We start from the raw sequence: 24,938 nt of genomic DNA on the forward strand, positions 1-24,938 counted from the left end.
AGGAGCCAAGGAATTCAACGCTGGCACCTGATGCTTGCCATTCCCTTGGTGACGTGTTGCAGGAATCTAGACGCAGGTCCGCTTCGGATATTACAGATATTGGCTCGCAGTTCCGAATACTGACCTCCCGGTGTCGTCGGATTGCTCCCGAGTGCCGTCTGTCGGTCTGCTCCGAACGCAACATTGTATTCAAGCGCAGCTTTGTGATTAAGATGTCACTTCTGCAGTTAATAGAGTTCCTTGTTGGGATGCCTAATGAAACACCATGCTGGCAACGTGGAATCCTGCGTCAACATGCATAACTTCGCCTGTCGTGCCCGTCGTGTAGTCGCTGGCCAGTAGCAGGGCTGCGCGGCCAACCTCGTCCGGTGTCACTGTTCGCCGCAAGGGAGCTTTCTTGATGGTTTCGTCGATCAGTTCGTCGAAATGTTCGATTCCAGATGACGCCCGCGTCCGTATGGCGCCAGCAGAAATAGCGTTGACCCGGATCGCTTTTGGGCCAAGTTCGTGCGCAAGATAACGCACTGATGATTCAAGGGCTGCTTTGACGGGTCCCATGACGTTGTAGTGGTCCACAACCTTTTCGGCACCTAGAAAGCTGAGCGTTATCAGACTGCCGCCTTTGGTCATAAGCGGCTCGGCCAATTTGGCCATCCGGATGAATGAATGGCACGAGACCAGCATTGATTGGGCGAACCCTGCGCTTGAACTGTCCGTCAATCGACCGTGCAGATCCTCTGCCGGTGCCCAAGCGATCGAGTGCAGGAGGAAATCAAGACGGCCCCATGTTTTCTCTATGGTTGCGAAAACCGCTTCCAATGAACCCTCCTGCGTTACATCACAGGGCATGAAAATCGGCGCGGCGACACGCTTTGCCAGTGGTTCGACATAGGCCAGGGCCTTGTTGTTGAAATAGGTCAGGGCCAGGTCAGCGCCGGCAGCGTGGAAATGCTGTGTGGCAGCCCAGGCTAGGCTATGTTCATTGGCGATGCCCACGACAAGACCCTTCTTTGCTGAAAGGTCGAGCGCTTCAGCCGGATTGATCGGTCTGACGGAAATGGTCATTGCGCGGCTACCTCGAATTGTGGCTGGGTGCCGACCGAAACTGGTTGCAGGTTTGACACGACGGGCAGGGGACAGCAGGCATCTTCCAGTTGCGGTGCGGTGGCAATGCTGCTTTCAGCGGGACCCGGTCGCGGTTCAACCTGCGGTCTGCGGTGGTACATCAGGGCAGCAATCGCCAATGCCGGGTCAGCGCGCGAGGTCAGTACCACCGGCGCTGCCAACCCGATCGCAATCCCCGCCGCAACGCCCCCGGCAAAATATTCCAGCGTCTTGGCCAGAATATTGCCCGAGACAAGATCTGGCACCAGCAAGATATCGGCAGAGCCTGCGACGTCAGACAAAACACCTTTCTCGGTTGCAGCGCGCGCCGAGATGGCATTGTCGAGCGCCAGCGGCCCATCCACCTCGGCCCCAGTGATCTGGCCGCGTCGGGACATCAGAGTGAGAGAGGCGGCATCCAGCGTCGAGGCGATGTCGACCGTCACGGTCTCTACTGCCGACAGCACTGCAACCTTTGGCCTCACCACACCCAACATACGGAACAGATCGACCGCATTCTGGCAAATCTGCGCCTTGGCGGTGAGTTCGGGCGCAATGTTGATTGCTGCGTCGGTGATACCGAGCAGTCGGTCATGACTGGGCAGCGCCACTACAAAGACATGGCTGACGCGTCGTCCCGGAAGTCGCAGTCCGAGGGTCTTGTCGAGAAGCGCGCGCATGAAGATATCGGTATGCAGGTTGCCCTTCATCACCACGTCTGCTCGGCCCTCATGCACCAGAGCGACCACACGGGCCGCCGCCTCAGCATCGTCGGCCACAGCGATAATCGCGTCCTCCGCAACCGTCCAGCCCAGATCTGCGGCGATTGTGCGGATGGCATTCGGGTCGCCGACCAAGAGCGGCGTAACCAGACCGGCACGTTCGGCATCGCGCAGCGTTTCCAGCACCACTGTCTGAGCGGCATCGGCAACCGCAACGCGGACCGGGCCTGCCTTGCACGCCGCCGTGGCCAGGGCTTCAAACGGTTCGAAGTTATCTTTCATTGCTCATGCCTCCCGCGCCATCGGTTGGCTGGCCATGAATTGGTGGACATGGCCAGCGATCATTGCTTCCTCATCAGTCTGACGAACCTCGACCGTAACACCCACTGACCCGGTCGAAATCACCGGATCGCCGCGAAGATTTGCGGATTTGTTCAGCTCAATGCCGAGATAGCCGAGGCGGTCGCAAATCCCGGCCCGAACCTGCGGCGCATTGGCACCTATGCCGCCGGTAAACACCAAACGGTCGACCCCACCCAAGGTCGCTGTCAGGCCCGCCAGATGCCGCCGGGCATGGTAGCAGAAATACGCCACAGCCTCTGCTGCAGCGTCATCAGGGCGTTGCAGCAATTCCTGCATGTTGCGGCTGATGCCGGATAGGCCAAGAAGACCGCTTTCGGCGTAGAGCATCTGAGAAACCGCCTCAGGCGTCATCTCCTTGTCGATCAGGAGGTGTAACAGCAGTCCGGGGTCTACATCGCCCGACCTCGTACCCATCGGCAACCCAGCGATCGTCGAGAACCCCATCGTCCTCTCGAGGCTCTTTCCATCGCGGATCGCACACATCGACGCACCGTTGCCAAGATGCGCCACGACGATCCGTTCGGCATCTACAGCTACACCAGCGTCGCGCAGCGCTTTGACGATGTATTCGTAGGACAACCCGTGGAAACCAAAGCGTCGAAGCCCTTCATCTTGAAGCGCACGCGGCAAGCCCGACAGGCGGGCAATGGGCGGCAAATCACGATGGAAAGACGTGTCAAAGCAGGCGATCTGAGTGAGATCGGGTCGCGCGATCCGCACCGCATCGATCCCGGCAATATTGGCGGGAAGATGCAGGGGGGCAAGCGCCGTCAGCTGTTGCAATCGCGCCCGTAGTGTGGGCGTCACTTGTTCGGGGCAGTCGCAGTCAGGTCCGCCATGCGCAATCCGGTGACCGACGGCAACCAGTTTGACTCCGCTTGCCTCATGTTCAATGGCGAGGAGCAGCCGTTTCAGAGCGGTATCATGGTCGGCGATGGTTCCGGTCTCTTCCCGAAAAACCGCGCCTCGGGCATCCGAAAGTCGAAACCGGGCGCCCGGCAGTCCGATGCGCTCAATCGCGCCCGACCAGAGCCGGCGAGGCCGTTCGACATTGGTAAAGATCGCGAACTTCAGACTGGATGAGCCGGCGTTGAGAGTCAGGACGGCGCTATCTGACATCCGGGCAAACTTTCTGATTGATCACGGGCGTCCCGAAAGCCAGAACGGTTGGGTATTTGCGCAGACGCGAGAACAGCGACATGGCCGGCAAGCGACTGCCGATGAAGACGCTCAACACAACCTCACTTCCCGACAGCATGGCGTTTTTCTTTGCCAGGTTTGGAGTTATTCGGGCTGGCCTTTGATTTGACTGCACCAGACACAGTCGGCGGCGTTTGGGCAGGTTTGGAGCCGCCACCATAGAGCAGCCGGAAGACTTGTTCGTAGGTTGCGTCACGGCGTTCGCGTGCGCCTTTAATCATCTGCCCCACATTGGACATCACCTTGCGTTCCGCGACGATCCCTGGATGATCGGCGGGCAATGGCTGGCGGGTGTCGCGCAGGGAATCCGCCATCATCCGCACACCGCGCATCCATGGATTATACGCCTCGGAAAACATGTACCGGCTTGTCCGCATTGGATGCAGTGATTTCAGCAAGTCGGCACTGGCCGGCGTGGTCATCGCCAGCACCCAGGGGCTGACGAAGGCGCTGTAGAAGCTGTCAAGCGTCGTCGAGACTTCGGCTACCTTTTCGAACGCTTCGTGCGGATAAGCCGCCTTCAGACCAGACACTTCGCGCGGCTCATAGGTCACGATCAGATCGGACTTGTGGCAGTCGGGATCGCCTGTGGGGTTTTCGATCTTCATTTCGTAAAGGCCCGGCGCCAGCGCCTCGATCTCGTCCAGACTTTCCAGGATGGCCCGATGCTCCAGCTTTGCCACGCTGGCCGAGACGAATATGCCCAGATGCCCGACATGGGGGTTGGTCAGATAGACGATTCGCTGTCCCGCCGCGATCAGGTCGGCGGTATCGACATAAACTTCGGCAACCCATCCCAGCGCTTGCGCCGGTGGAGTAATATTGTCGCCGTAAGACGCAAAGACGATGATAGGGCTGGTGATCTGCCGCAAATCCACGGTGCAGCCGTCGCAGATTTCCATCGTACCCCGCTCCAGCTTGTTGCCGATGAACAGGTTTTTGACAATCGACATCATTTCCGGGCTACTCAGCGTGTAATAGCCACCCCACCAGCGTTCGAAATCCAGAAAGCGTTCGGCTTCGGTGTCGATATTGGTCAAAAGATTGGCGTGTTTTTCCCAGATCGCTTTTTCCGGCTTCAGGCTTTCGAAATTCTGCGCCAGCCAGGCGCCATCGAACCTTCCATCGCCCAGATCGCCCATCAGGTGCGTCAGCCAGGCCCCGCCCAGCAGGCCACCGGATATGCGCATCGGGTTCACGCCATCTTCTCCTGCCCAATAGGACAGCGGCGAGCCGTTCAGAACCACCGGTCCCGCCAAGCCTTCGCAATCGGCGGCCAGCAGTGTTACCGCCCAGCCCGCCTGACAGTTGCCGTAGAGTACAGGCGGCTTTCCAGGGTGAAGCTTGGCGACTTCCTCAACGAAGCGGCGCAACGCGTGCAACACGTCCGCCAGCGTCTGGCCGGGCATCGGTTCGGGAAAGAACACCACGAAATAGACCGGATGGCCCTCGTGCATCGCCATGCCTACCTCGCTGTCGCGTTTGAACCCGCCTATGCCGGGGCCATGCCCAGCGCGCGGATCAATGATGATTACCGGCGGTTTTTCGGGGTCGAGACAATCGACAAGACAGTCGTCATCGATCTCGGTGATCTTCAGCAGGGCATAGTTCGCCGGAGTGTCAAACCGGCGCGCATCCAGCACAATCTCATACTTGAAATCCAGCAACGGTGGCATTCCGGCCCGTTCATGGTCGTGCATGTTGTCGGCGCGCTGCCGCAGAGTGTCAAAGAACAGGATCGAACGCTCCCAGAGATCCTGGTGGTAGGAAACTGGCGATCCTACGGGCGCTGTCGGTGAGACGACCGGTGGTTTGTCCATGGTCGACGCCTTCGGTCTCGCAGCGTGCATGTGGTGAACATCATTCATTTGGCAGCCCTTTGGGAAAAGTAGTTGAACAGCGGCACGAATACGATCGCGATAAACCAGCCGTAGGCGAAGGCCTCGGCCAGCCCGATGACAAAGCCCGACAGGCTGATCCAAACAAAGCCAGGAAGAAGTGGGACCCAGGCCTGATACATCGTCATCGAAGGAAAGATCAGGCCGAAGCCGACGCACAAGACGAAGGATATCGCGAGGAATATCCCCGTGCTCATCCCAACTGCATAGATCGATAGTCGCCCGGCGGTGACGCCCATTGAGCCGGTAAGTTCGTGTTCCTGCGGCATGATTTGATCCCCGCGTTCTTTAGCTGTCTCGCACGTATTTTCTATCTCTGTAGACGCGCTGTGCCGGGAAGCATTACAATCCCGGGGCAATAAATCTCGCCCAAGATTGCAAGTTATCAAGCCCACCAGAGAAATGGTTCACTGCCTTTGAGTAGGTAGGAATGCTCAGGGGCTCACATAGCGCGGAGAGATTCGTCTTTGGATTTTAGCGCCATAGCCAGAAAGCATGTGCATTCTGACACCAATGCGTGCAGCACAAGCAGCCGATTTGCCAACGATGGCTGTAATCTTTGCCCGCGGCAAGCGTCTTATCCAAACAAGGAGATGTGCGCTCTGCCCTCACTATCGAAACGTCTTGCCCGGAGCGTCTCACCCGGATGGCAATAAACGCCAAATCTTGGTTTCCCAATCAGAAGTTTTGAGCAAGAGAATGGATATGTCATGAACACGGTGGAGGTCCCGAAGCCAGATAAAGTCGCGGGTAGCGAAGGCAGGATTGTCACCATTCGCGGCGGAGTTGTCGATGCATTCTTCCCGGATCCGGTGCCGCAGATCCACGAATTGCTTTTTGCAGGCCAAGTCGCGCTCGAAGTCGCGGCGCTGGTGGGCGATGGGGTCGTACGGTCCATCGCGCTGGCTCCGGTCCGTGGCCTCGGGTTGGGAATGCCAGTCCGCGCCACCGGCACCCCGATCGAAGTGCCGGTGGGTGACACGATGCTGGGTCGGATGTTGAACGTCTTTGGCGCGCCAATCGACGGAATGCCCGCACCCGTAGCAGTCGACCGCAGGTCGATCCATCAAGCCCCGCCCGTGCTTGAAGACCGCGTGTTGCGCGCCGAGATGCTGGAAACTGGGATCAAGGCCATTGATCTATTGTCACCCATCGAGCGCGGCGGAAAGACAGGGCTGTTTGGTGGCGCGGGCGTCGGAAAGACCGTGCTGATCACCGAACTGATCAACAACACGGTGCAGCATCACAAGGGTGTCAGTCTGTTTTGCGGCATCGGCGAGCGATCCCGCGAGGCCGAAGAACTGTACCGCGAAATGGGCGATGCCGGCGTGCGCGACAAGACGGTGATGTTGTTTGGCCAGATGAACGAAGCGCCCGGCGTGCGCTTTTTGGTGGGCAACACTGCACTGACAATGGCCGAGTATTTTCGCGATGACCTGGGGCAGGACGTGCTGCTGTTGATCGACAATATCTTTCGCTTCGTTCAGGCGGGCGCGGAAGTTTCGGGTTTGTTGGGGCGGATGCCGTCGAGTGTTGGCTACCAGCCAACCCTGGCTACCGAGCTGGCCGCTTTGCAGGAGCGTATCGCCTCGACCCGTCGGGGTGCCATCACCTCGATCCAGGCGGTCTATGTTCCTGCCGACGATTTCACTGACCCTGCGGCGGCGCATATCTTCTCGCATCTTTCCGCAACGGTCGTGTTATCGCGCAAACGGGCAAGCGAAGGGCTTTACCCCGCGGTTGATCCGCTGACCTCAGCCTCGGTCATGTTGACCCCTGCGGTGGTTGGGCAGCGCCACTACGACATTGCGCGCGCCGTGCGCCGGACGCTGGCCGAATACGAAGAGCTGCGCGACATCATCGCGATGCTCGGGATGGAGGAGCTTTCGACGGCTGACCGCGCCACCGTCGCCCGCGCCAGAAGGTTGGAGCGTTTTCTGACGCAGCCGTTCTTCACGACGGCGTCGTTCTCTGGCAAGGACGGCAAGCTGGTGTCAGTCACGGACACGCTGGATGGTTGCGAAACGATATTGAATCAGACCGAGTTCAACCTCCCCGAAAGCGCCTATTACATGATTGGCGGACTTCAGGATCTGGAGGCCGTATCATGAGCATGGCCGCGGATATGCAGGTTACCTTGCGATTGCCGACGCGGACCTTGTTCGACGGGCGTGCAATAGAACTGGCCGCGGTGGCACAAGACGGGGCCTTCGGGATGTTGCCGAACCACACGGATTTCGTGACGGCGCTGGTGCCCTCTGTGCTGACGTTGACGGTACCGGGCGGAGAGGAACTGTTTTTTGGGATCGATGAGGGGCTATTGGTCAAGAAAGGGCATTCGGTTGATGTCGCGATTCGGCGCGGTGTTCAAGGTGAAAGCCTCGAGACGCTACGCGAAACCGTTGAAAACACGTTCGTCCAGATCGATGAGGATGAGCGTGTGGCGCGCACTGCACTGTCGCGGCTTGAGGCCAATATCGTACGCCGTTTTGCCGATCTACGGAGGCCGCAACCATGATTGAAAAACCCGACAAGACAGCAGAAGACATCGCGCGGCGGGCTAAGAGGATGAAAAACACGCGCGATCATCCGGCGCCCAGCCCGCTGCGTGGGCTCGGTGCGTTCGGCATGATCGGCTGGTCGGTCGCCGTTCCGACGGTCGGAGGCGCGTTTCTGGGCATTTGGCTGGACCGTGTGGCACCACAGGATTTCTCGTGGACCATCGCACTGATCCTTTGCGGAGTCGTTGTGGGCGGTCTGATCGCATGGACATGGATCGAAAAGGAGGGAGACGGCGAATGACGGGTATGGACTGGGGAGCGTTGACGACCGGGCTGGCCATCGGGGCGGCGATGGGTGCGTTCTACTTTGCCGGGCTGGCCTTTGGCATGCGGGTAGCCCTTGCTTCGGCAGGGCCAACGACGACCCTGATGCTCAGCGCGGCGATGCGGATCGCACTTTTGTTAGCCGCTGGCTGGGCGGTCGGACAGACCGGTACATGGACCCTTGTCGGCTATGCGCTGGCATTCCTCATTGTGCGCCTTTTCGTCGTGACCTTGGCCCGCCGCCTGCCTATGGAGCCTAAAGGATGGAATTGACACCCGATAGCACGATTGTCTTTGAAGCATGGGGAATTCCCGTCAATGCCACGATCGTCAACACCTGGATTATCATGGCGGTGCTAACCGGCATATCCATGTTGATCACCCGCAAGCTGCGCCCGGATGTGCCGCCGAACCGATGGCGCACCATGCTGGAAGTCATCGTGCAGGGTATCCAGAGCCAGATCGAGGAAATTTCCAGACGGCCGTCGCGCAACCTGCTTTACTTCGTAGGCACGCTTTTCCTGTTCATCGCCACATCGAACCTGATGCTCGTGATGCCAGGCTTTGATCCGCCGACCGCTTCGCTTTCGACAACGGCAGCACTTGCGTTCTCAGTCCTGATTGCGGTTCCGCTTTTTGGTATGACAAGCCGGGGCGTCGGCGGGTATCTGAAGACCTACATGCAACCTTCGGTCATCATGCTGCCCTTCAACATCATCAGCGAGTTTTCCCGTGGCATATCGCTCGCCATCCGGCTTTATGGAAATATCATGAGCGGTGCAGTCATCGCGGCAATCCTGCTCAGCGTGGCGCCGTTTTTCTTCCCCGTGGTGATGGACGTGCTGGGCCTGCTGACCGGGCTGATCCAGGCCTACATCTTTGCCATCCTCGCGACGGTCTACATTTCTTCGGCGACGGCGGACCCGAGCACATCCAAGACAGAAAAGAAAACCCAATGACCGATCTTGCCATTATTGCCGCCATTTCGATTTTCACTGCCGGACTTACTGTTGCATTCGGCGCGATCGGCCCCGCGCTGGGTGAGGGCCGTGCGGCGGCTCAGGCGCTGAGCGCAATTGCGCAGCAGCCAGACGCCGGGCCAACGCTTTCGCGGACGTTGTTTGTCAGTCTCGCGATGATCGAATCGACCGCTATCTATTGCTTTGTGGTGGCCATGATCCTGATCTTCGCCAACCCGTTCTGGAACGCGGCGCTCGAACTTGCAAAGACCGCAGGTCAATAGGCCATGTCTATTGACTGGATCACCATTGCCGCCCAGCTCATCAATTTTCTGGTGCTGGTGTGGCTGTTGAAGCGGTTTCTGTACCGCCCAATCCTGAGTGGCATCGATGCCCGTGAGACCGAGATCGCCGAACGGATGTTGGAAGCGTCCAGAGCAAGGGAAAAGGCCGAAGCCGCGGAAACCCGCTACAACGACTTGGCGGCCACTTTTCGCACCAACGAGGCCACGCTGATCGACAACCAGCGCCAAAAAGCCGAGGCGGAACGGGATACCCTTATAGCGGAGGCGCGCGCGAGGCTGGAACAAGAGAGAAAAGACTGGGAAGCGCATCTGGCCCAGGAAAAGAGCAAATATATCGCGCATCTGCATCGGTCAGGGGCGGCGTTGCTGGTGTCGCTGACCGGAAAGGCGCTGCATGATCTGGCCGATGAGACGCTGGAGGAACGCGTTGTCACCCATGTTGCGCGTCAGTTGAAGCCAATGGCGGCAGATTTGCGCAAGGCGGCTAATGCCGGCACTCCGGCTGTTGTGACGACACGCTACGTCCTGCCCGATGCTGCCCGCGTGAAGCTGGTGGCGAATATGAAGGGCTTGATTCCGGGTCAGAAGTTGCAGTTTGAAACCGACCCCGCGCAGTCAGCCGGCCTGGTCTTGCGCATGGGTGCCGTGCATGTCGCATGGACCGTGGACAGCTACATCGAGGAGTTGGACACCATGCTGGAAGAACGATTGGTCCAAGACCCCATCGTGAAGGTGGATAGCGATGGGCATTGAAAGTACCTATACCAACACAGATCACGACATCCTGCTGAAGGCGCTGCTGGACGGGCCCTCTCCGACGCCTGTGCTGACCGAAATCGGCCGGGTCAGCGAGGTGGGCGACGGGATCGCCATCGTGACCGGCCTTGCCCGTGCGCTGTCCGATGAATTGCTGGAATTCGCGTCCGGTGTGCGCGGGGTCGTCTTTGATCTCGAACCCGACCGTCTGGGGGTTGTCTTGCTTGGCGCTTCCGACCGAATAACAGTCGGCGAAGGTGTAAGGCGTACACGACACGTTGTCAGCGTGCCGGTGGGACCGGCTCTGTTGGGCCGTGTCGTCGATGCGCTTGGCCGGGCCCGTGACGGTGACGGCCTGATCACCGCCGTTGCAAGGCGCCCGATCGAGGCGGAAGCTACCGAAATCCTCAACCGTTCTGCCATTACACGCCCGCTGGCAACAGGGATAAAGGCGATTGACGCGGCGGTGCCTGTGGGCTTGGGTCAACGCGAACTGATCGTTGGTGACCGGCAAACCGGCAAGACGTCGATCGCCGTGGACGCGATCCTCAATCAGCAGAAAACCGGTGTCATCTGCATCTATTGTGCCATCGGTCAACGCGGCGATGCGGTGGCCAAGGTCATCGGGGCCATCAAGGCTGGCGACATGACGCAGAACACCATCGTTATTTCTGCTGGGGACGAGGATCCGCCGGGCCTATCGTTCATCGCGCCTTTCGCCGCCATGACCATGGCTGAGTATTTCGCCGATCAGGGCCGCGATGTTCTTGTGGTGATGGACGACCTGACCCATCACGCGCGTTCTTATCGTGAACTGTCGCTGCTGCTGCGGCGTCCGCCAGGGCGCGAAGCCTTTCCCGGCGACATTTTCTATTTGCATGCCCGGCTCCTGGAGCGTGCCGGAAATTTCACGGAACAGGCGGGCGGCGGCTCGATCACGGCGCTACCGGTGGTCGAAACCCAAGCCGAGAATCTGTCCGCTTACATCCCCACTAACCTAATCTCTATTACCGACGGCCAAATCTATCTGTCGCCGCGACTGGTGCGGAAGAACCAGTTTCCCGCGGTCGATCTGGGGGTGTCGGTGTCGCGTGTCGGCGGCAAGGCGCAATTGCGCGCGTTTCGGGACGTGGCTGGCAACCTGCGGGTCACGCTTTCACAATTTGAAGAGCTGGAGGACTTTGCCCGGTTCGGTACGCGGCTCGACGATGCGACAACGGCGCGCTTGGCACGCGGTGCCGCAGTCCGCGCAGCCCTCAGGCAGCCCGAGCGCGATCCGATTGCGGCTGCCGAACAATTGGCGGTTCTGATCGCGGCTATGGAGGGGCTGTTTGATGGTCTGCCAGAGGCCGAAGCAATTGCCGCGATGGGACGTGTGAGAGCGGCTGCAGCAGGCGCGCTTGGCGATATTGCAACGCGGATCGCTGCCAATGAACCCCTGCGTGACGAAGACCACGAGCGGATCATCGAACTTGCGCGCGGGGCGGGCGAGACGATCGGAGGCGGAGATGGCCCAGACGCTTGAGATCCTTTCACACCGCACGGACACGCTGACCAGCATTCGCGGGATCGTTCACACGATGAAGACCCTGTCCGCCATCAACGCTTTGCCTTACGAACATGCCGCCCAGGCCATCGAAGTGTATCATCGGACCATTCTGGAAGGCTTCCGGGCGTTTGTTCACCACAACAGCGCGCTATTGCTTTCCACGAAAATACCAGCGAAGCGCGCGGTTGTTGTGTTCGGTTCCGATCACGGCCTGTGCGGAGGCTACAATGAACGGCTGGCTGACGAATTGTTCAAGCAGCTCGAAAGGCATGGCCCTGATGCGATCCCTGCTCGTGTTTTGTGTGTCGGCACACGGATGAAAGATGCACTGGTCGCGCGGGGCATTTTAACAGAGCAAACATCGTTGCCACCCGCGTCGGCCGATGGCATTGGCCGGCTTGCCGGCATTCTTGCCACCCAAATTGAGGACATCACGCGCCAATCAGGGCCGGATCCAATCGCAGTCGATCTTGCCTTTACAGAGCGGACCGCGGGTTCTTCGCAAGAACCTGTATTACGAAGGCTGCTGCCCCTCGATTCGAAAATGATTGCGGACCTTGTGGATCAACCATGGGTTTCGAGGTCCCTGCCTTGCTTCACGATGCCTGCCTCGGATCTGCTTGCCGAACTGGTTATTGGGCATCTTTTCTCAAGCCTCTTCCGCGCCTCGGCCGAGGCAATGGTGACCGAGAACGCCGCCCGGCTTGCCTTGATGCAACAGGCCGAACAATCGATCGATGACAGGCTTGAGGAAATGAAAGCAGAGACCAGATCAGTTCGGCAATCCGAAATCACAACTGAACTTCTCGACATCATCGCTGGGTTCGAAGCCCTGAGCAAGCGGCGCCCAAGGCCGGCGATGGCGTCAAATTATCCAACGCAACGTTGAATACCTCTGCTTCGAAAGAAAGGGCGAGCATTGTCGCGACCGCGATTTTCGGGCATCGGCGAAATCAACGACAAGTTCTTTATGCTATCTGTGTCATTCGAATTCACAATCCACTCAACTACCATCACGACAGGATGGACACGATTCTTCATGTCACTTAGAACTTAATTGTAAGAATACGCTGATTCGGCTTGGCCTGCCTCCGAGGTGTGATCCGGATTCAATGTTATTGCATGCTCGGCCCATTACGAGCCAACGAACGGTCGGAGCCTGGCATTCGTCAGTGACGACTTCACCAATGGACGCACGTTCTGCCAATCAGCCGATAAATGTCGCGGCAAAAAGCCCCCCGCCGGGTGCTTATGACCTGCCCGAATTTGGTAATGAGTGTCACGTGTTCTCGCGCGAACGGCTCCGAAGCGCGATGATCATCGACTAGGTCTTGTGGACTCTTGGGATTCTCAAGGGTGAGCAAATCAGATTCAAGACTGTCTTTTGGAGGCAGTCATGGGTGTATTGGATCGTCTGATCCTTCGGGATGAGCAGTGGGAGCGGATTTCGCCCTATATTATTGGTGACGATCGCACACGCGGCTCGTCTGGCCGGGACAACCGCATGTTTGTGGAAGCTGTGCTCTGGATTGTCCGCACTGGCTCGCCCTGGCGTGATCTGCCCGACGTGTTCGGCGATTGGAACAGTGTCTTCCGGCGGTTCAGCCGCTGGAGCCAGAAGGGCATCTGGTGGCGCATATTCGCGGTGATGTCGGACGATCCGGATTTTGAATACCTGATAGTCGATTCCACCATCATTCGCGCCCACCAGCACGCCGCTGGTGCAAAAAAGGGGCTGGAGATCAAGCCCTTGGCCGTTCTCGCGGCGGCCTGAGCACCAAGATTCACATGGCTGTCCGTGGTCTGGGCTGTCCGGTCCACTTCACGTTGACTGCAGGCCAGTGGGGCGACGCGCCACAAGCCGAACTGCTGATCAAGGGGCTGCCAGCCGATGTCGTTATGGCCGATACCGCCTATGACAGCGACCGGCTGCGCAATCTCATTGCTGAAAAAGGAGCCATTGCGGTTATCCCGAACAACCCGTCACGTGCGAAAAAGTATCCGCTGGATAAACAGCTCTACGCCCAGCGCCACCTGGTCGAATGCTGCTTCTCAAGACTCAAGCAGTTCCGCAGGGTCGCGACACGCTTCGAGAAAACCGCAAGAAACTACCTCGCAGTCGTTACAATCGCCGCAATTGCCCTATGGATCAGATAACTGTCCACACTACCTAAAGGGTCATAGCGCCAAAGAGCGCGTATTTCCCGGATCAAAGATGCTAGGATTTCTACGAGTCGAGCGGTGCCTGAGTAAATGGTCATCTCAATTGCCACTTTTGTAGACCTGGCTATGATTGCGACACGAGTTATCTGAGGAAGATATGAGTCCCGCAAGATGAATACGCCTACACATATGATCATCGGCGGTGCACTTTGGGCAAAACAAGATAGGCCAGGATCGCTGATCGCTGCATTTGCGGGAGGCCTTGCCCCCGACCTGCCCATGATCGCCATGGTACTCTTTGCGACCAAAGTGACGGGAGTGCCGGCACAGGACGTGTACGGTATCCTTTATTTCTCTGATGGGTGGCAACGAGTCTTCGCCATCGATCACAGCTTCTTGGTTTGGGGACTTGTCTTGGCTGCCGGGTATCTGCTTCGCGTGTTTACACTGACCGCCTTTGCCGGGTCGGGACTTGCGCATGCGGCTGTGGATTTTCTGACCCACCACGACGATGCGCGACAGCAATTGTGGCCCTTCACCGACTGGAAATTTGCGAGCCCATTTTCATATTGGGATCCTGCATATTTTGGAAGTATTGTTGCGCCGCTCGAGGCGCTGCTCGTTTTCGTCTTGACAATAATGCTGGTATTTCAATTGCCACGCCTGTGGGAAAAGGCGTTGACCCTGGCAATTTCGGCTATATTCCTCGTACCGATCGTTGTGACTGGCGGATTTCATGGCCTGCACGGAATGTGATGAACTGTTCCATACAATAGCCCGTGCCGGATTTCTCCAAAGACCCAACAAAAAATCGGGGACAAGATTAGTCACGATGCTTTGGTCTCAATGCCGGAAATGTCCATACGGGTTTCCGGTAATATTTCTTTAAGAGCGGCAATAGAGTCCGCCAGCGTCAGATAGTCTATAATCGTTGCTAGACCGACTCGCGATACGTTGCCACTCATGATTGTGTTGAGGGTAGCCAGAATCATTGTCGCCGTTGCGTCAGCCTGATCGCCAGTCGTCACGCGCGCATACGCAGTTGGCATTCCATCGTCACACAAACCTTCCACAATCATACGCGTACGGATTTGCCCAATTCCTGGAAACCGTGACAATTGCCGGGATAGCCATTGAGCATTGCGGGCAATCCAAGGCCCAAGCCCGAGGCTAAGTGCCCAACTCAGCGAACGGGTAACAAGAGGTGGGTCAATAGCCACAAAATACCTCCTACCTGATAAAGCGCCCGCTGGTTTTCCCGTCAATATCTCCCGTCCGGCGAAACCGAAACCAAGGGCAAGGCGCCCACTTTCAGAAGCATCAAAGACGAAGAGCCGTTGCAAGGCTCCCGCAGGCGTCTGCACCAGGCTTCCATTGTGGAAAAGCGAATAATTCGTGCCCGCGGTTGCTAGAAACCACTCTGTCGCCGCCGCTCCATAATGCCGGCCCAATCCCATCTCGATTCCGATATCAACGGCGTTAACATGTTCGTTCCGCGCAATAAACTCAGCCATCAAGTCGATCAGGCCCGGCGCCATGCCAACGCAGGTAATCAAAACGCCGCCGACATCGCGGCCTCGAATACCGTCGCGGAGGGCGTTTACATAAGCAGGAGAGGCCGAAGTCTCGAGAAATGTACAGCCATTTGCGACCATTTCGGCCACAAGTTCCGGCGGTGTTGCCTCCGTAAGGTTAACCACCAGCGCTTTGGGAGGGATCATCCTTGCCGCACCTTTGGTTCGGATATCGACAGTACGAAAGCAAAGGCGATCCGGATTCTGACCACCGGAATTTCTATCCGAGCGGGAGATGATAGTAATTGCAGCCTTCGTACGGTCCAAAAGGAGCGAGGTCAGACGGCTGCCAACATCACCCGCTCCCCCAATTAGCCAGATTTCAGGGCCAGCCCTTCTTTGCCCCTTTGGTGCAATTTGTGGCTCATTTGGAATGGGCATCACCTTCTGCTCCCATATGTTCCATCATCTCGGCGATCTGTTTGGGAACATCGTCCTTTGAGAACAGGCGCTGCTCCTCGGAATCGTGAACGAAAGCGATGATGTTGGCCAGTTCCTCGCCGGTAAACACGATCTGCTCACCGAGCTCATTTTGCTGCGCTTCAATCATCGCTGGGGCGCCGAGCCACATTCTGGCAACAAAATCAAAGGGGTTCATCGGCAATTCCATGAATTCAGCATCCAGTGCTGCGGCGTCTTCGCCGCCCACGCCGTTGACCGAGTGGCAGACAACGCAGCCTTTGGAAGCAAACAGTTTGCGCCCGGCAATTGCGTCCATCCGGGGCAAGAGCAGTCCGCCGGACATCATCGACATGTCCCGTTCAGTTTGCTGTGCATTGGCCGGCGACATGCCTGCCAATACAGTAGCCGTGATCATCAGTAGAGTTGCAGGTTTCATTGGGTTGCCTCCATTTTGGTTCAGTTTGAGTCTGAATAAACGGGATGCATCTAACGTCTCATGTCTCATGGGCTGCAGGAAAGCGGGCACTCGATGGGCGCGACAGTCCCCAGTATCTCCGAAGCGATTACGGGTATCACGGCCGTCTAATGTCCTCAGATACATTTCATTTTGTGAATCGCTCCTTCAGATTTTTGCACTACGTAGTCTGAGCGCATTAAGCACTACCGAAATTGATGAAGCGCTCATTGCAAAGGCCGCAAACATCGGGCTGATCAAAATGCCGAAAAATGGAAACAACAGACCGGCTGCTACAGGGACCCCGGAAGCGTTGTAGACGAGCGCGAAGAAGAGGTTCTGGCGGATATTTCCCATAGTGGCGCGTGCGAGGCGGCGGGCACGCACGATACCATCGAGATTACCCTTGACCAAGGTGATGCCGGCACTCTCTATAGCGACATCAGCGCCTGTGCCCATCGCTATCCCGACATCCGCCTGTGCGAGTGCCGGCGCATCGTTCACGCCGTCGCCAGCCATGGCGACTTTACGACCCTGAGCCTGCAACTCTTTTATGATTCGCGCCTTGTCCTCGGGAAGTACATCGGCGCGTATTTCGTCAATTCCGAGCTGCGCTCCGATTGCTTTCGCGGTCCGCTCGTTGTCGCCGGTCGCCATGATGATGCGAAATCCGAGCATACACAACGCTTTGAGCGCCTCTCGGGTCGTCTCCTTGACTGGATCGGCGACGCTGACAAGTCCGGCGACTGCATCGTCCAGCACCACAAACATAACTGTTTCACCTGCGTCTCTACGGGCATTGGCCTTTACTGCAAGGTCACCGCCGTCCAACCCCATGTCGGAAATCAGGGCGAGGTTGCCCAGGGCAACAGACCTGCCGTCAACCTTTCCCTTTACACCCTTGCCCGTCACCGCCTCAAAGTCGGTCGCATCGGTCATGTTAACATTTCGTTCCACGGCACCGCGAACGATAGCCTCGGCAAGCGGATGTTCTGAACCCCGTTCGAGCGATGCCGCAAGTCTGAGCACTTCCGCTTCATCGTGGCCGACTTCCGGCAGGACTGCGACCAGCTTCGGCTTACCCTCTGTTAGCGTCCCCGTCTTGTCGACGATGAGCGTGTCCACCTTTTCAAACAGCTCCAGCGCCTCAGCATTCTTGATTAGGACACCCGCCTGAGCGCCGCGCCCCGTCGCAGTCATAATGGACATGGGCGTGGCGAGGCCTAGCGCACAGGGGCATGCAATGATCAGTACTGCCACAGCCGCGATCAGCGCGTAGGACAATGCCGGCGCGGGTCCCCAGATCGCCCAGGCGATAAATGACAGAACAGCGATGCCAATGACCACCGGGACGAAGAAGCCCGCTACTTGGTCTGCATATTTTTGTATTGGCGCGCGCGAACGTTGTGCATTTGAGACCATTTGGACGATCTGGCTGAGCATAGTATCTGAACCGACACGTTTGGCCTCCATGATCATGCTGCCAGTGCCATTAATCGTGGCTCCGGTCAGCATATCGCCGAGTGTTTTTTCCACCGGTACCGGTTCCCCGGAAATCATGCTTTCATCAACCGACGAGCGCCCATCCACAACGACACCGTCCACAGGTACTTTGTCGCCGGGCCTAACGCGCAAGCGGTCTCCAACTTGCACATCTTCAAGTGGTATCTCCTCTTCAGATCCGTCCTTGCGGATCACCCTGGCAGTCTTCGCTGCCATATCCAGAAGAGCACGGATTGCTTTGCCGGTGCCCTCACGCGCACGGAGCTCCATTATCTGACCTAGCAATACGAGTGTGACGATTACTGCCGCCGCCTCGAAATAGACTCCAACATGGCCTTCGCTGTCTCGGAACCCCTCGGGGAAAATGGAAGGGAACAGCACTGCCACGATGCTGAAAAGCCAGGCCGCGAGCACTCCCATGCTGATTAGCGAGAACATATTGAGGTTCATGTGGCGGAAGGAATTCCAACCGCGCACCAGGAAGGGCCAGCCGCACCACAGGACAACTGGCGTCCCGAGCACTAGCTCGATCCACAGTGTCATGCGCTCGCCAAAGATGTCGCGCACGCTGCCGAACCCCAGATAGGGTCCCATCGTAAAAACCAGCAACGGGATCGTCAAAACGGTACCAACCCAGAACCGACGAGTGAAATCCACCAGCTCAGGGTTAGGCCCGTCCTCGGCCATCGCCGCAGTTTCCAATTCCAGTCCCATACCGCAAATCGGGCACGAGCCGGGACGGGTTTGACGTACCTGTGCGTGCATGGGACATGTATAGACCGCGCCAGAATGGTTCGCAGGCACTGTGTCATACTTCCCGTTCATGGCGGCAGGGCGGTGTGTATGCGCGTGCTGGGAATGTTGATCACTGTGCTTATGATGATGGCCGGACGACCCCGCAACCTCCCCCTCTGGCACAAGGTGCATGCCGCATTTCGGGCAGTCGCCGGGGCCTGCCTGCCTGACTTCAGGATGCATCGGACAGACGAACCACTTCGGAGAGCCTGCAGGTGAAGAATGGGCGGCGGCAGCAGCGGTGGGATGATGATCTGGCATGGAAGCACCTACATTTTGTGTTGACGGTAAGCGATACCGTTAGCGGACTGCAGTTCCCGGACATATGTTACGATTTTCGCGACATCATCCCGACTGACTTGCGCCTGGGCGGGCATATCGCCATAGGGCCAATGATGCTGACGCACCCCGTTTTGGACCGCAAAGAAAAAAGCGTCGTCGGAATGGTGGCCTGGATTATATATGTCATGAATAAAGGGTGGCCCTTTTTCGGTACCAAGGGCGTTTTGCCCATGACAGGCGGCGCAGGTTTTGTTGAACAGGGCCTCCCCTTCCTGCGCGGCCGCTGACAACGTTGGCTCGACAAATTGACTGGCAATCGATCCAGACATAGGGGCACTTGACGGCGCGAATGTCTTGTATAACCCGACCACTGCGGCGATACCGAAAAACCCGAGAACCAGGTTTCTCGCCATATTGCTTGATTTCTTCAAGAGTTCTGCTCCGTTATAGATGTGCTAAGTATCGATTGCATCTCGTGCGCCACTAATGTTGCGACCGATACACCGTTTGACGGGTGCGGTATGGTGTCGGTAGTAACCACTTGGGCGGCACCCGCAGCAAGAATGTCTTCATATGCGCTGCCTGCAAATACCGCGTGAATGATGATGCAAACCGGTGGGCGGGTGCCTGTAGCAGCAAGCCGTTCGATGGCGCGCACCATGGTCCGGCCCGAAGAGGCAATATCGTCCAGGATAACCGGTGTACCCTGATGCAGCGTGATACTCCTCGGCACACTGACTTCAACACTCTTGTCGCCCGTTCGAGTCTTGCGCAAGACTTCGTAGGGCCGATCGGCCAGCCTCGCCACCTCAGCCACCCATTGCTGGCTTTCACTATCGGGGCCTAAAAGAACGGCGTCAGGCAGGTTCGCCCTGATCCAGTCTGCGAGCAGTGGAGCTGAGGCCACACGGATCGTTGGCATCGGAAACACTTCGTCGAGCCGAGCGATACGATGTAGATGCGGATCGACTGTCATCAGCCAATCGAAACTTTCGCCGAGAAACTTTGCGAAGAGTTGCGCACTGACTGCTTGACCAACTTGAAATCGGCGATCCTGACGCATGTAACCGAGATAGGGCGCGATTAGCCCGACACGACGTGCGCCCATTTCCCGCGCTGTTGTCGCGGCAAAGCGCAGCGGTAATGCAAACCGGTCAGGGTCGCGGAGGGTGGCGAGCAGCGCAATATCGCTTCCATCCAGATCACCTGGCAGGGTCAAGAGGCTCTCGCCATCGGGGAAACGGTGCCAGTCGAGATGACGTAACTCGCCGCCAAGTTCTGGTGCAAGCGCTTGCGCGAGCGACAACATCTCAGGGAAGGGGATCAGGATCATTTTGCCGCCTCCGAAAGCGTCAGGACATTGGAGTGGCTTTCCGCATAGCCGGCCGAATAAGCAAGTTCGCCGGGTGTCTCGGCATGGATTTCATAGAGCGGTTGCCCCTTGATGACCTGGTCGCCAGTTCGTGCAAGCAACCGAACACCAGCGCTCTTTTGGCGGGGTGCGCCGGCCAGTTTTGCGATCCGGGCAATCAGGCGGTTGTCGATAGCGATAAGTTGCCCCGATACCCCTGCGGTTATTTCGATGCGATGCGCTGCAGCGTCAGGTTCGCGGAATCCACCTTGCGCGGTACAGATAGCCAAGAACTTAGCTTCTGCGGCCCCGCTATCAAGAAGCGCTTCTGCCTCTCTGCGGCCCCGCCCGGCGCGGGCACCGGGTGCTAGATCGAGGAGTTTGCCTGCCAAATCTAGCGCGCGTCCGCGCAAATCCAGCGGCGCTTCCTGCGCGCGCCTGAGTACAGCCAACACGTCCCGTGCCTCGAGCGAAGGGCCGATGCCACGTCCAACCGGGGAGGAGCCGTCACTTTGATGCAGCGTAACATTGAGGCCGATTGCCGCTCCCACCAATTTCAGTCTTACGCCCAGCGCCGCGGCGGCCTCGGTTGAGCGGACCTTGGCTGTTGGACCCACCGGCATGTCGATAAGCACGTGCGTTGCGCCGACTGCCGCCTTTTTGGACAACACACTCGCAACCATTTGTCCGGTGCTATCGAAATCGAGTGGCCGTTCGATGCGAATGAAATGATCATCGGCAGGACTGAGGTTCAACCCGCCCCCCCATACGATGCATCCACCTTCGAGCTCTACTACCTTTCGCAAAGCGTCGGCGTCGAGCGCCACGGGCGCCATTACCTCCATCGTATCTGCGGTTCCGGCAGGTGACGTAATCGCACGGCTCGAGGTTTTTGGAATAAGCTGCCCTGCTGCGGCTATTATGGCAACGACAATGGGCGTCGTCCGATTTCCTGGCAGGCCGCCCACGCAATGCTTATCAAGAACCACTGCTCCGCCCCAGTCAAGCGTTTCGCCTGCAGTCTGCATGGCACGGGTCAAAGCTACTGTCTCGCTCTCACTCAGGCGGTCACCTGCACAAGAGGTGATGAAAGCGGCAAGGTGAAGATCCGAAAGCCGATTGTCGAGTGTGTCTTGGATGATGGCAGAAAAGCTGTTCTGATCAAGACGGCGGCCGTAAGCCTTGGCGCGTATGGACGAGGCAGAAAAAGGCACGTCGGCATGGGAAAAATGCCCGCGGGCACCCAGCTGCGCGCCCAGCGCCTCCCAGCCCGAAGTTGAGAGCGCAGCCTCGTCGACCGCCAACCACCCGCCTCGCGCCACCACATTCAACGTCGCGATTATCCAGCGGTCACTCAGATCAATACGAATACGTGCTTGGGCTGAGAAGCCCTCCGCACGGCAAATATGGCAATCCTCGTTCATGTAAACGACTGCCTGACGATACGTATCAATACCCGATGGGATGAGTGACAGGGTGTTGGTCATCGGGGTCGATCCAGATTGACGGTTTCTAGGTGTTCCGGGGCACGCACTTTCCAGCTCAGTTCGTCTTGAACGCGCGATCGCAAGGTATCCGACGCGGATGGTTCCCCGTGCGTCAGATAGGTCATTTGAGGCGGACGGTCAGCGTGGCGCATCCAGTCAAGTATTTCACCTACATCAGCGTGGCCTGAGAACGCAGTCAACTGAACCACTTCAGCTTCAATTGCGAATTCACGCCCAAACATTTTAAGCGTCTTGGCACCCTCGGCTAGCGCAGCGCCACGCGTACCGCCCGCTTGAAAGCCTGAGAGCAAGATTGCGTTGCGCCGGTCGCCGCCGAAGCTTGCGATATGATGCAAAATGCGCCCTCCAGTCAGCATTCCGCTGGCAGAAACGATGATCATTGGTCCCTGGCGGGTGTTCAGTTCCTTTGATTGCTCGACCGAGTTAACTCGCTCGGCGATATCGAACATCGCCTTGCAATCTTCCCATGTGACATGATGCTCTTCGTGGTGACGGTGGTAGATGGCAGTGGCGTTAACCGACATCGGACTATTCAGGAAGACCGGAACGTGGGGGATTTCACCGCGTTTCATCAGCCGGGCTACATGATAGAGAATTCCCTGAGCGCGTCCGACAGCGAAAGCGGGAATCAGCACCGTACCCCCGCGGGCAAAAGTGCGCTTTAGAAATGGGGCGAGTTCGGCTTCCGCGTCGATTTTCGCGTGAGCCCGGTTGCCATAAGTTGACTCGCAAACCAGTACATCTGCACCGTGAAAAGGCTCGGGGGGGGCCATCATCGGATCGGCTTGGCGACCAAGGTCGCCACTGAAGTGCACAATTCTGTCTCCAAGTTCCAACCGGATCTGTGCGGCACCAAGCAGATGGCCAGCAGGGATAAAAGTGGCAGTGATGCCGTCACCAAGATCGATCCGCCGTCCGAAAGGGTGCGGGGTCAGTCTTTTGAGTGCGGCTTTAGCATCGTTCAGCGTATAAAGAGGGGTCGGGTTTTTATGTTTGGCGTATCCTTTGCGTTTCGCGTAGCGCGCCTCTTCTTCCTGGATATGTCCGCTGTCAGGCAGGATCAGACCGCACAGGTCTTCGGTAGCCTGAGTACAATGAACCTTTCCGGAAAAGCCAGCACGAACAAGTGCTGGAAGATAGCCGGAATGATCCAGATGAGCATGAGTGAGAAGAACGGTGTCGATCGACGCGGGACGTACCGGAAACGGTTTGCGATTGCGATCTCGAAGAGACTTGAAGCCTTGAAACAACCCGCAATCGACAAGAATGCGGCGCTTCCCCGCTTCGACCAGATACCGCGAGCCAGTGACGGTCCCTGCAGCACCGAGGAAACGAAGCGATTTCTTATAGTTTGCTGACATCATCTTGGTCCTCTTCGATGCAACGCTACCCAATGATAACCGTGCCGGATGACGCCAATCGATAGGGCGGGACAACCAGGTTTTTTGGCGCTGGACCCTTTCGAATGCGTCCGGATGCATCATAATGAGACCCGTGACAGGGACAAAACCAACCACCCCACTGACCTTGCGGATCACCCTTCCGTTGCCCTAAAGGCACACACCCCAAATGCGTACAAATACCAACAACGATTAACCATTCAGCGTCTTGGACCCTTTCGCTGTCCGTTTGCGGGTCGCGCAATTCGGCTGAATCATCTGCAATGGCGGAAGCAATCTGGGAAGGTGTACGTCGGTCGATAAAAATTGGTTGGCCGCGCCATTTGACAGTCACGCGCTGTCCCACCTCGATAGACCCTAGCGATACTTCAATACTAGCTTGCCCCAGGACGTCGGCCGATGGGTTTAGGCTATCTATAAATGGCCACATCGCCGCAACTACACCAACCACACCCACAGTTCCGGTCGCCACATATAGAAAATCACGTCTGCTCGATTTTGTTTTGTCGTCCCAAATTGTGGGCATGCCCGTTTTTCTCCTTCATTGCCTGTACGCGCTGTTCAGAATGTGAAAAATCAAACAGCTTCACAAATTTCGCTAATTATTTAAGTACTCTTCAGGCCTCAAAAAGAAAGATATATATAGTATATTATTAAAATTCTCTGCTAATTATCATGCGTCGTCTTTTCATCATGTATTCATCACGGTAAATAGGGAAAATCGCCAGAAGCAAGACAATAGTATTTGAATTAATGCAAAGTCTTATCGATAAAGCCATAATGATGGTCTCTACATTTTGTATAGGTGATGGCCAAAGGTCGAGTTTAGCCGTTTATGATTTGGTTCCCGTCATCACCCATTGTTTCGTTTGAATCATCGTTCCTCAAACCTAATTGGCCTTCTGCTGAAGATCCGTTGATGTTTGCGGATGCGCACCTTGGCTGTGATCGGCCTGTGCTATTGGAATGTACGTCGCGCCAGGGGAGATGAGCTTACTATTCATCGTTTCCGATGTTTGAGTATTACGGTTTCCTCTCTCCGGGAGCGTCGGGCTGAATTCAAGTGGATTGCATATCGTGCCAATTGTTAATTGTGGCTGCCGCAACAGCAACCTGCCTTGTCTTGCTTGGCGATGTCGGAACTATCTCTGTCGGACTCTGATTTGGCTTTAGGCTTTAGGTTATGTCCGCCGGCGCAAGATCCGTCCAATTTTTCCTTGGAACGGTCTTCGGTTTGGGTTGCAGATTTCAGATCCATGATGACCTCCTTTGCTGTGGGTTTCACGCTTTAGACGTTGCTGGTGGCAAACCATTACAGATTGACCGCAATCGTTCGTTGGCCCGCTCTCAGAGCGGTAACAAGGGGAATGCTGCCGACCTCTGAAAGCGGCTAGGCCTGCGACAGGCGGTTTGCGCGGGGACGGAGCAAACCAGACGTTCGTGATGACGCAAATCAGTCAGGGGCTATTTCAAACGGTTCATTCAATGATGCAAACCCAAAGAACCGTTTCCCATACCGGCAAAAGCGCAGTATGGCGGCCAGGAATTGACTGGCAATGATTGACCCAGTCTTGGTCGGAACTGACCGCCGCAATACCGGCCTCACCAGTCTGCACAATCCCAAGAGCTTGTGCGTACGGGACGCCATCTTTCAAACGAAAGTCGAATTCCGCCGAAAGCACAAACATCGGCACTGCGGTGCCAGAGCGAACATGCCCGTGACAAAAAGGCAATATTGTTCAGACAAGCTTTCGACAAGAGACGCCTTTTCTGTCTCTTCATGCAAACAATTCAGGCAGGATCGTTCTTGTGATCCAGGTCAATT

Annotated in this window: 25 protein-coding genes; 11 read left to right on the forward strand and 14 right to left on the reverse strand. The window is 57.2% G+C overall.

The features are described 5' to 3' along the window. Positions 1-252: 252 nt before the first annotated feature. From fabI to LL06_RS01540, 5 genes are all read right to left on the reverse strand, one after another. Complete coding sequence (gene fabI / locus LL06_RS01520) at positions 253-1,065, reverse strand: enoyl-ACP reductase FabI (protein ID WP_052161098.1); 813 nt, start codon at positions 1,063-1,065, stop codon at positions 253-255. Then, a complete protein-coding gene (locus LL06_RS01525; protein WP_035521319.1) occupies positions 1,062-2,108 on the reverse strand; it encodes a bifunctional enoyl-CoA hydratase/phosphate acetyltransferase in 1,047 nt (348 codons plus the stop codon). The genes fabI and LL06_RS01525 overlap by 4 nt, the downstream gene beginning before the upstream one ends. Positions 2,109-2,111: 3 nt before the next feature. Then, the gene (locus LL06_RS01530) at positions 2,112-3,308 is read right to left on the reverse strand and encodes an acetate/propionate family kinase (RefSeq protein WP_035521321.1); all 1,197 of its coding nucleotides are present in this window, start codon (positions 3,306-3,308) and stop codon (positions 2,112-2,114) included. Positions 3,309-3,430: 122 nt separating this feature from the next. Continuing rightward, positions 3,431-5,209 carry a DUF3141 domain-containing protein gene (locus LL06_RS01535; RefSeq protein ID WP_244447005.1) on the reverse strand — a complete coding sequence of 593 codons (1,779 nt, stop codon included), beginning with the start codon at positions 5,207-5,209 and terminating at the stop codon, positions 3,431-3,433. Between the two features lie 44 nt (positions 5,210-5,253). After that, positions 5,254-5,556, reverse strand: a complete 303-nt coding sequence (locus tag LL06_RS01540) for a DUF5676 family membrane protein (protein WP_201772285.1) — start codon at positions 5,554-5,556, stop codon at positions 5,254-5,256. Positions 5,557-5,997: 441 nt separating this feature from the next. Between LL06_RS01540 and atpD the strand changes: the two genes are divergently transcribed. From atpD to LL06_RS01600, 11 genes are all read left to right on the forward strand, one after another. Beyond that, positions 5,998-7,398 carry a F0F1 ATP synthase subunit beta gene (gene atpD, locus LL06_RS01545; protein WP_035521325.1) on the forward strand — a complete coding sequence of 467 codons (1,401 nt, stop codon included), beginning with the start codon at positions 5,998-6,000 and terminating at the stop codon, positions 7,396-7,398. Then, complete coding sequence (locus tag LL06_RS01550) at positions 7,395-7,805, forward strand: ATPase (RefSeq protein ID WP_052161099.1); 411 nt, start codon at positions 7,395-7,397, stop codon at positions 7,803-7,805. The genes atpD and LL06_RS01550 overlap by 4 nt, the downstream gene beginning before the upstream one ends. Further along, a complete protein-coding gene (locus LL06_RS01555; protein ID WP_035521326.1) occupies positions 7,802-8,089 on the forward strand; it encodes an AtpZ/AtpI family protein in 288 nt (95 codons plus the stop codon). Before LL06_RS01550 ends, LL06_RS01555 begins: the two co-directional genes overlap by 4 nt. Then, the gene (locus tag LL06_RS01560; RefSeq protein ID WP_035521328.1) at positions 8,086-8,385 is read left to right on the forward strand and encodes an ATP synthase subunit I; all 300 of its coding nucleotides are present in this window, start codon (positions 8,086-8,088) and stop codon (positions 8,383-8,385) included. Before LL06_RS01555 ends, LL06_RS01560 begins: the two co-directional genes overlap by 4 nt. Then, positions 8,376-9,071, forward strand: coding sequence for a F0F1 ATP synthase subunit A (locus LL06_RS01565; RefSeq protein ID WP_035521330.1), 696 nt, complete (start codon positions 8,376-8,378; stop codon positions 9,069-9,071). Before LL06_RS01560 ends, LL06_RS01565 begins: the two co-directional genes overlap by 10 nt. Next, positions 9,068-9,355 (forward strand): F0F1 ATP synthase subunit C, encoded by a 288-nt coding sequence (locus LL06_RS01570; RefSeq protein ID WP_035521332.1) that lies wholly within the window; start codon positions 9,068-9,070, stop codon positions 9,353-9,355. The genes LL06_RS01565 and LL06_RS01570 overlap by 4 nt, the downstream gene beginning before the upstream one ends. A gap of 3 nt (positions 9,356-9,358) precedes the next feature. Continuing rightward, positions 9,359-10,129 (forward strand): F0F1 ATP synthase subunit B, encoded by a 771-nt coding sequence (atpF, locus tag LL06_RS01575; RefSeq protein ID WP_052161100.1) that lies wholly within the window; start codon positions 9,359-9,361, stop codon positions 10,127-10,129. Then, complete coding sequence (locus tag LL06_RS01580) at positions 10,119-11,657, forward strand: F0F1 ATP synthase subunit alpha (protein WP_052161101.1); 1,539 nt, start codon at positions 10,119-10,121, stop codon at positions 11,655-11,657. The genes atpF and LL06_RS01580 overlap by 11 nt, the downstream gene beginning before the upstream one ends. Then, a complete protein-coding gene (locus LL06_RS01585) occupies positions 11,641-12,570 on the forward strand; it encodes a FoF1 ATP synthase subunit gamma (RefSeq protein ID WP_035521334.1) in 930 nt (309 codons plus the stop codon). The genes LL06_RS01580 and LL06_RS01585 overlap by 17 nt, the downstream gene beginning before the upstream one ends. Before the next feature lie 507 nt (positions 12,571-13,077). Continuing rightward, positions 13,078-13,838 (forward strand): IS5 family transposase gene (locus LL06_RS26695; RefSeq protein WP_152599452.1). Its coding sequence is split into 2 segments (ribosomal slippage): positions 13,078-13,420 and positions 13,420-13,838, totalling 762 coding nucleotides; the frame shifts between segments, so codons are not numbered across the junction. A gap of 177 nt (positions 13,839-14,015) precedes the next feature. Next, positions 14,016-14,600 (forward strand): hypothetical protein, encoded by a 585-nt coding sequence (locus tag LL06_RS01600; protein WP_035521340.1) that lies wholly within the window; start codon positions 14,016-14,018, stop codon positions 14,598-14,600. 71 nt (positions 14,601-14,671) lie between these two features. Here the strand turns inward: LL06_RS01600 and LL06_RS27170 are convergent, their stop codons facing one another. The 9 genes from LL06_RS27170 to LL06_RS27175 form a co-directional block, all read right to left on the reverse strand. Beyond that, complete coding sequence (locus tag LL06_RS27170) at positions 14,672-15,799, reverse strand: hypothetical protein (protein ID WP_152599453.1); 1,128 nt, start codon at positions 15,797-15,799, stop codon at positions 14,672-14,674. Beyond that, positions 15,783-16,256 carry a c-type cytochrome gene (locus LL06_RS01610; protein WP_152599454.1) on the reverse strand — a complete coding sequence of 158 codons (474 nt, stop codon included), beginning with the start codon at positions 16,254-16,256 and terminating at the stop codon, positions 15,783-15,785. Before LL06_RS01610 ends, LL06_RS27170 begins: the two co-directional genes overlap by 17 nt. Positions 16,257-16,442: 186 nt before the next feature. Beyond that, on the reverse strand, positions 16,443-18,833 hold the full coding sequence (locus LL06_RS01615) for a copper-translocating P-type ATPase (protein ID WP_173426098.1): 2,391 nt from the start codon (positions 18,831-18,833) through the stop codon (positions 16,443-16,445). A gap of 8 nt (positions 18,834-18,841) precedes the next feature. Beyond that, positions 18,842-19,285, reverse strand: a complete 444-nt coding sequence (locus LL06_RS26700; protein ID WP_244447006.1) for a c-type cytochrome — start codon at positions 19,283-19,285, stop codon at positions 18,842-18,844. Next, positions 19,282-20,187: a ribose-phosphate diphosphokinase gene (locus LL06_RS01625; RefSeq protein WP_035521348.1), complete on the reverse strand. Its 906-nt coding sequence runs from the start codon at positions 20,185-20,187 to the stop codon at positions 19,282-19,284. Before LL06_RS01625 ends, LL06_RS26700 begins: the two co-directional genes overlap by 4 nt. Beyond that, positions 20,184-21,692 carry a thymidine phosphorylase family protein gene (locus LL06_RS01630; protein WP_035521351.1) on the reverse strand — a complete coding sequence of 503 codons (1,509 nt, stop codon included), beginning with the start codon at positions 21,690-21,692 and terminating at the stop codon, positions 20,184-20,186. The genes LL06_RS01625 and LL06_RS01630 overlap by 4 nt, the downstream gene beginning before the upstream one ends. Beyond that, positions 21,689-23,077, reverse strand: a complete 1,389-nt coding sequence (locus LL06_RS01635; protein WP_244447007.1) for an MBL fold metallo-hydrolase — start codon at positions 23,075-23,077, stop codon at positions 21,689-21,691. The genes LL06_RS01630 and LL06_RS01635 overlap by 4 nt, the downstream gene beginning before the upstream one ends. Before the next feature lie 22 nt (positions 23,078-23,099). Then, positions 23,100-23,639 (reverse strand): ubiquinol-cytochrome c reductase iron-sulfur subunit, encoded by a 540-nt coding sequence (petA, locus tag LL06_RS26705; protein ID WP_081963580.1) that lies wholly within the window; start codon positions 23,637-23,639, stop codon positions 23,100-23,102. Positions 23,640-24,591: 952 nt separating this feature from the next. Next, the gene (locus LL06_RS27175; protein WP_152599455.1) at positions 24,592-24,801 is read right to left on the reverse strand and encodes a hypothetical protein; all 210 of its coding nucleotides are present in this window, start codon (positions 24,799-24,801) and stop codon (positions 24,592-24,594) included. Positions 24,802-24,938 lie beyond the last annotated feature (137 nt).

The sequence above is a fragment of the Hoeflea sp. BAL378 genome (genome assembly GCF_000759435.1).
GTDB lineage: Bacteria > Pseudomonadota > Alphaproteobacteria > Rhizobiales > Rhizobiaceae > Hoeflea.

What these genes read in the sequence shown, in the direction of transcription:
- atpF (WP_052161100.1), top strand. Translation starts at nt 9,359, where the DNA reads ATGTCTATTGACTGGATCACCATTGCCGCCCAGCTCATCAATTTTCTG.
- LL06_RS01565 (WP_035521330.1), top strand. Translation starts at nt 8,376, where the DNA reads ATGGAATTGACACCCGATAGCACGATTGTCTTTGAAGCATGGGGAATT.
- LL06_RS01530 (WP_035521321.1), bottom strand. Translation starts at nt 3,308, where the DNA reads ATGTCAGATAGCGCCGTCCTGACTCTCAACGCCGGCTCATCCAGTCTG.
- LL06_RS27175 (WP_152599455.1), bottom strand. Translation starts at nt 24,801, where the DNA reads ATGTTTGTGCTTTCGGCGGAATTCGACTTTCGTTTGAAAGATGGCGTC.
- LL06_RS01540 (WP_201772285.1), bottom strand. Translation starts at nt 5,556, where the DNA reads ATGCCGCAGGAACACGAACTTACCGGCTCAATGGGCGTCACCGCCGGG.
- LL06_RS01610 (WP_152599454.1), bottom strand. Translation starts at nt 16,256, where the DNA reads ATGAAACCTGCAACTCTACTGATGATCACGGCTACTGTATTGGCAGGC.
- atpD (WP_035521325.1), top strand. Translation starts at nt 5,998, where the DNA reads ATGAACACGGTGGAGGTCCCGAAGCCAGATAAAGTCGCGGGTAGCGAA.
- LL06_RS01630 (WP_035521351.1), bottom strand. Translation starts at nt 21,692, where the DNA reads ATGACCAACACCCTGTCACTCATCCCATCGGGTATTGATACGTATCGT.
- LL06_RS01600 (WP_035521340.1), top strand. Translation starts at nt 14,016, where the DNA reads ATGAATACGCCTACACATATGATCATCGGCGGTGCACTTTGGGCAAAA.
- LL06_RS01560 (WP_035521328.1), top strand. Translation starts at nt 8,086, where the DNA reads ATGACGGGTATGGACTGGGGAGCGTTGACGACCGGGCTGGCCATCGGG.
- fabI (WP_052161098.1), bottom strand. Translation starts at nt 1,065, where the DNA reads ATGACCATTTCCGTCAGACCGATCAATCCGGCTGAAGCGCTCGACCTT.
- LL06_RS01535 (WP_244447005.1), bottom strand. Translation starts at nt 5,209, where the DNA reads ATGGACAAACCACCGGTCGTCTCACCGACAGCGCCCGTAGGATCGCCA.
- LL06_RS01555 (WP_035521326.1), top strand. Translation starts at nt 7,802, where the DNA reads ATGATTGAAAAACCCGACAAGACAGCAGAAGACATCGCGCGGCGGGCT.
- LL06_RS01570 (WP_035521332.1), top strand. Translation starts at nt 9,068, where the DNA reads ATGACCGATCTTGCCATTATTGCCGCCATTTCGATTTTCACTGCCGGA.
- petA (WP_081963580.1), bottom strand. Translation starts at nt 23,639, where the DNA reads ATGCCCACAATTTGGGACGACAAAACAAAATCGAGCAGACGTGATTTT.
- LL06_RS01585 (WP_035521334.1), top strand. Translation starts at nt 11,641, where the DNA reads ATGGCCCAGACGCTTGAGATCCTTTCACACCGCACGGACACGCTGACC.
- LL06_RS01525 (WP_035521319.1), bottom strand. Translation starts at nt 2,108, where the DNA reads ATGAAAGATAACTTCGAACCGTTTGAAGCCCTGGCCACGGCGGCGTGC.
- LL06_RS01635 (WP_244447007.1), bottom strand. Translation starts at nt 23,077, where the DNA reads ATGATGTCAGCAAACTATAAGAAATCGCTTCGTTTCCTCGGTGCTGCA.
- LL06_RS01615 (WP_173426098.1), bottom strand. Translation starts at nt 18,833, where the DNA reads ATGCCAGATCATCATCCCACCGCTGCTGCCGCCGCCCATTCTTCACCT.
- LL06_RS27170 (WP_152599453.1), bottom strand. Translation starts at nt 15,799, where the DNA reads ATGCCCATTCCAAATGAGCCACAAATTGCACCAAAGGGGCAAAGAAGG.
- LL06_RS01550 (WP_052161099.1), top strand. Translation starts at nt 7,395, where the DNA reads ATGAGCATGGCCGCGGATATGCAGGTTACCTTGCGATTGCCGACGCGG.
- LL06_RS01580 (WP_052161101.1), top strand. Translation starts at nt 10,119, where the DNA reads ATGGGCATTGAAAGTACCTATACCAACACAGATCACGACATCCTGCTG.
- LL06_RS01625 (WP_035521348.1), bottom strand. Translation starts at nt 20,187, where the DNA reads ATGATCCTGATCCCCTTCCCTGAGATGTTGTCGCTCGCGCAAGCGCTT.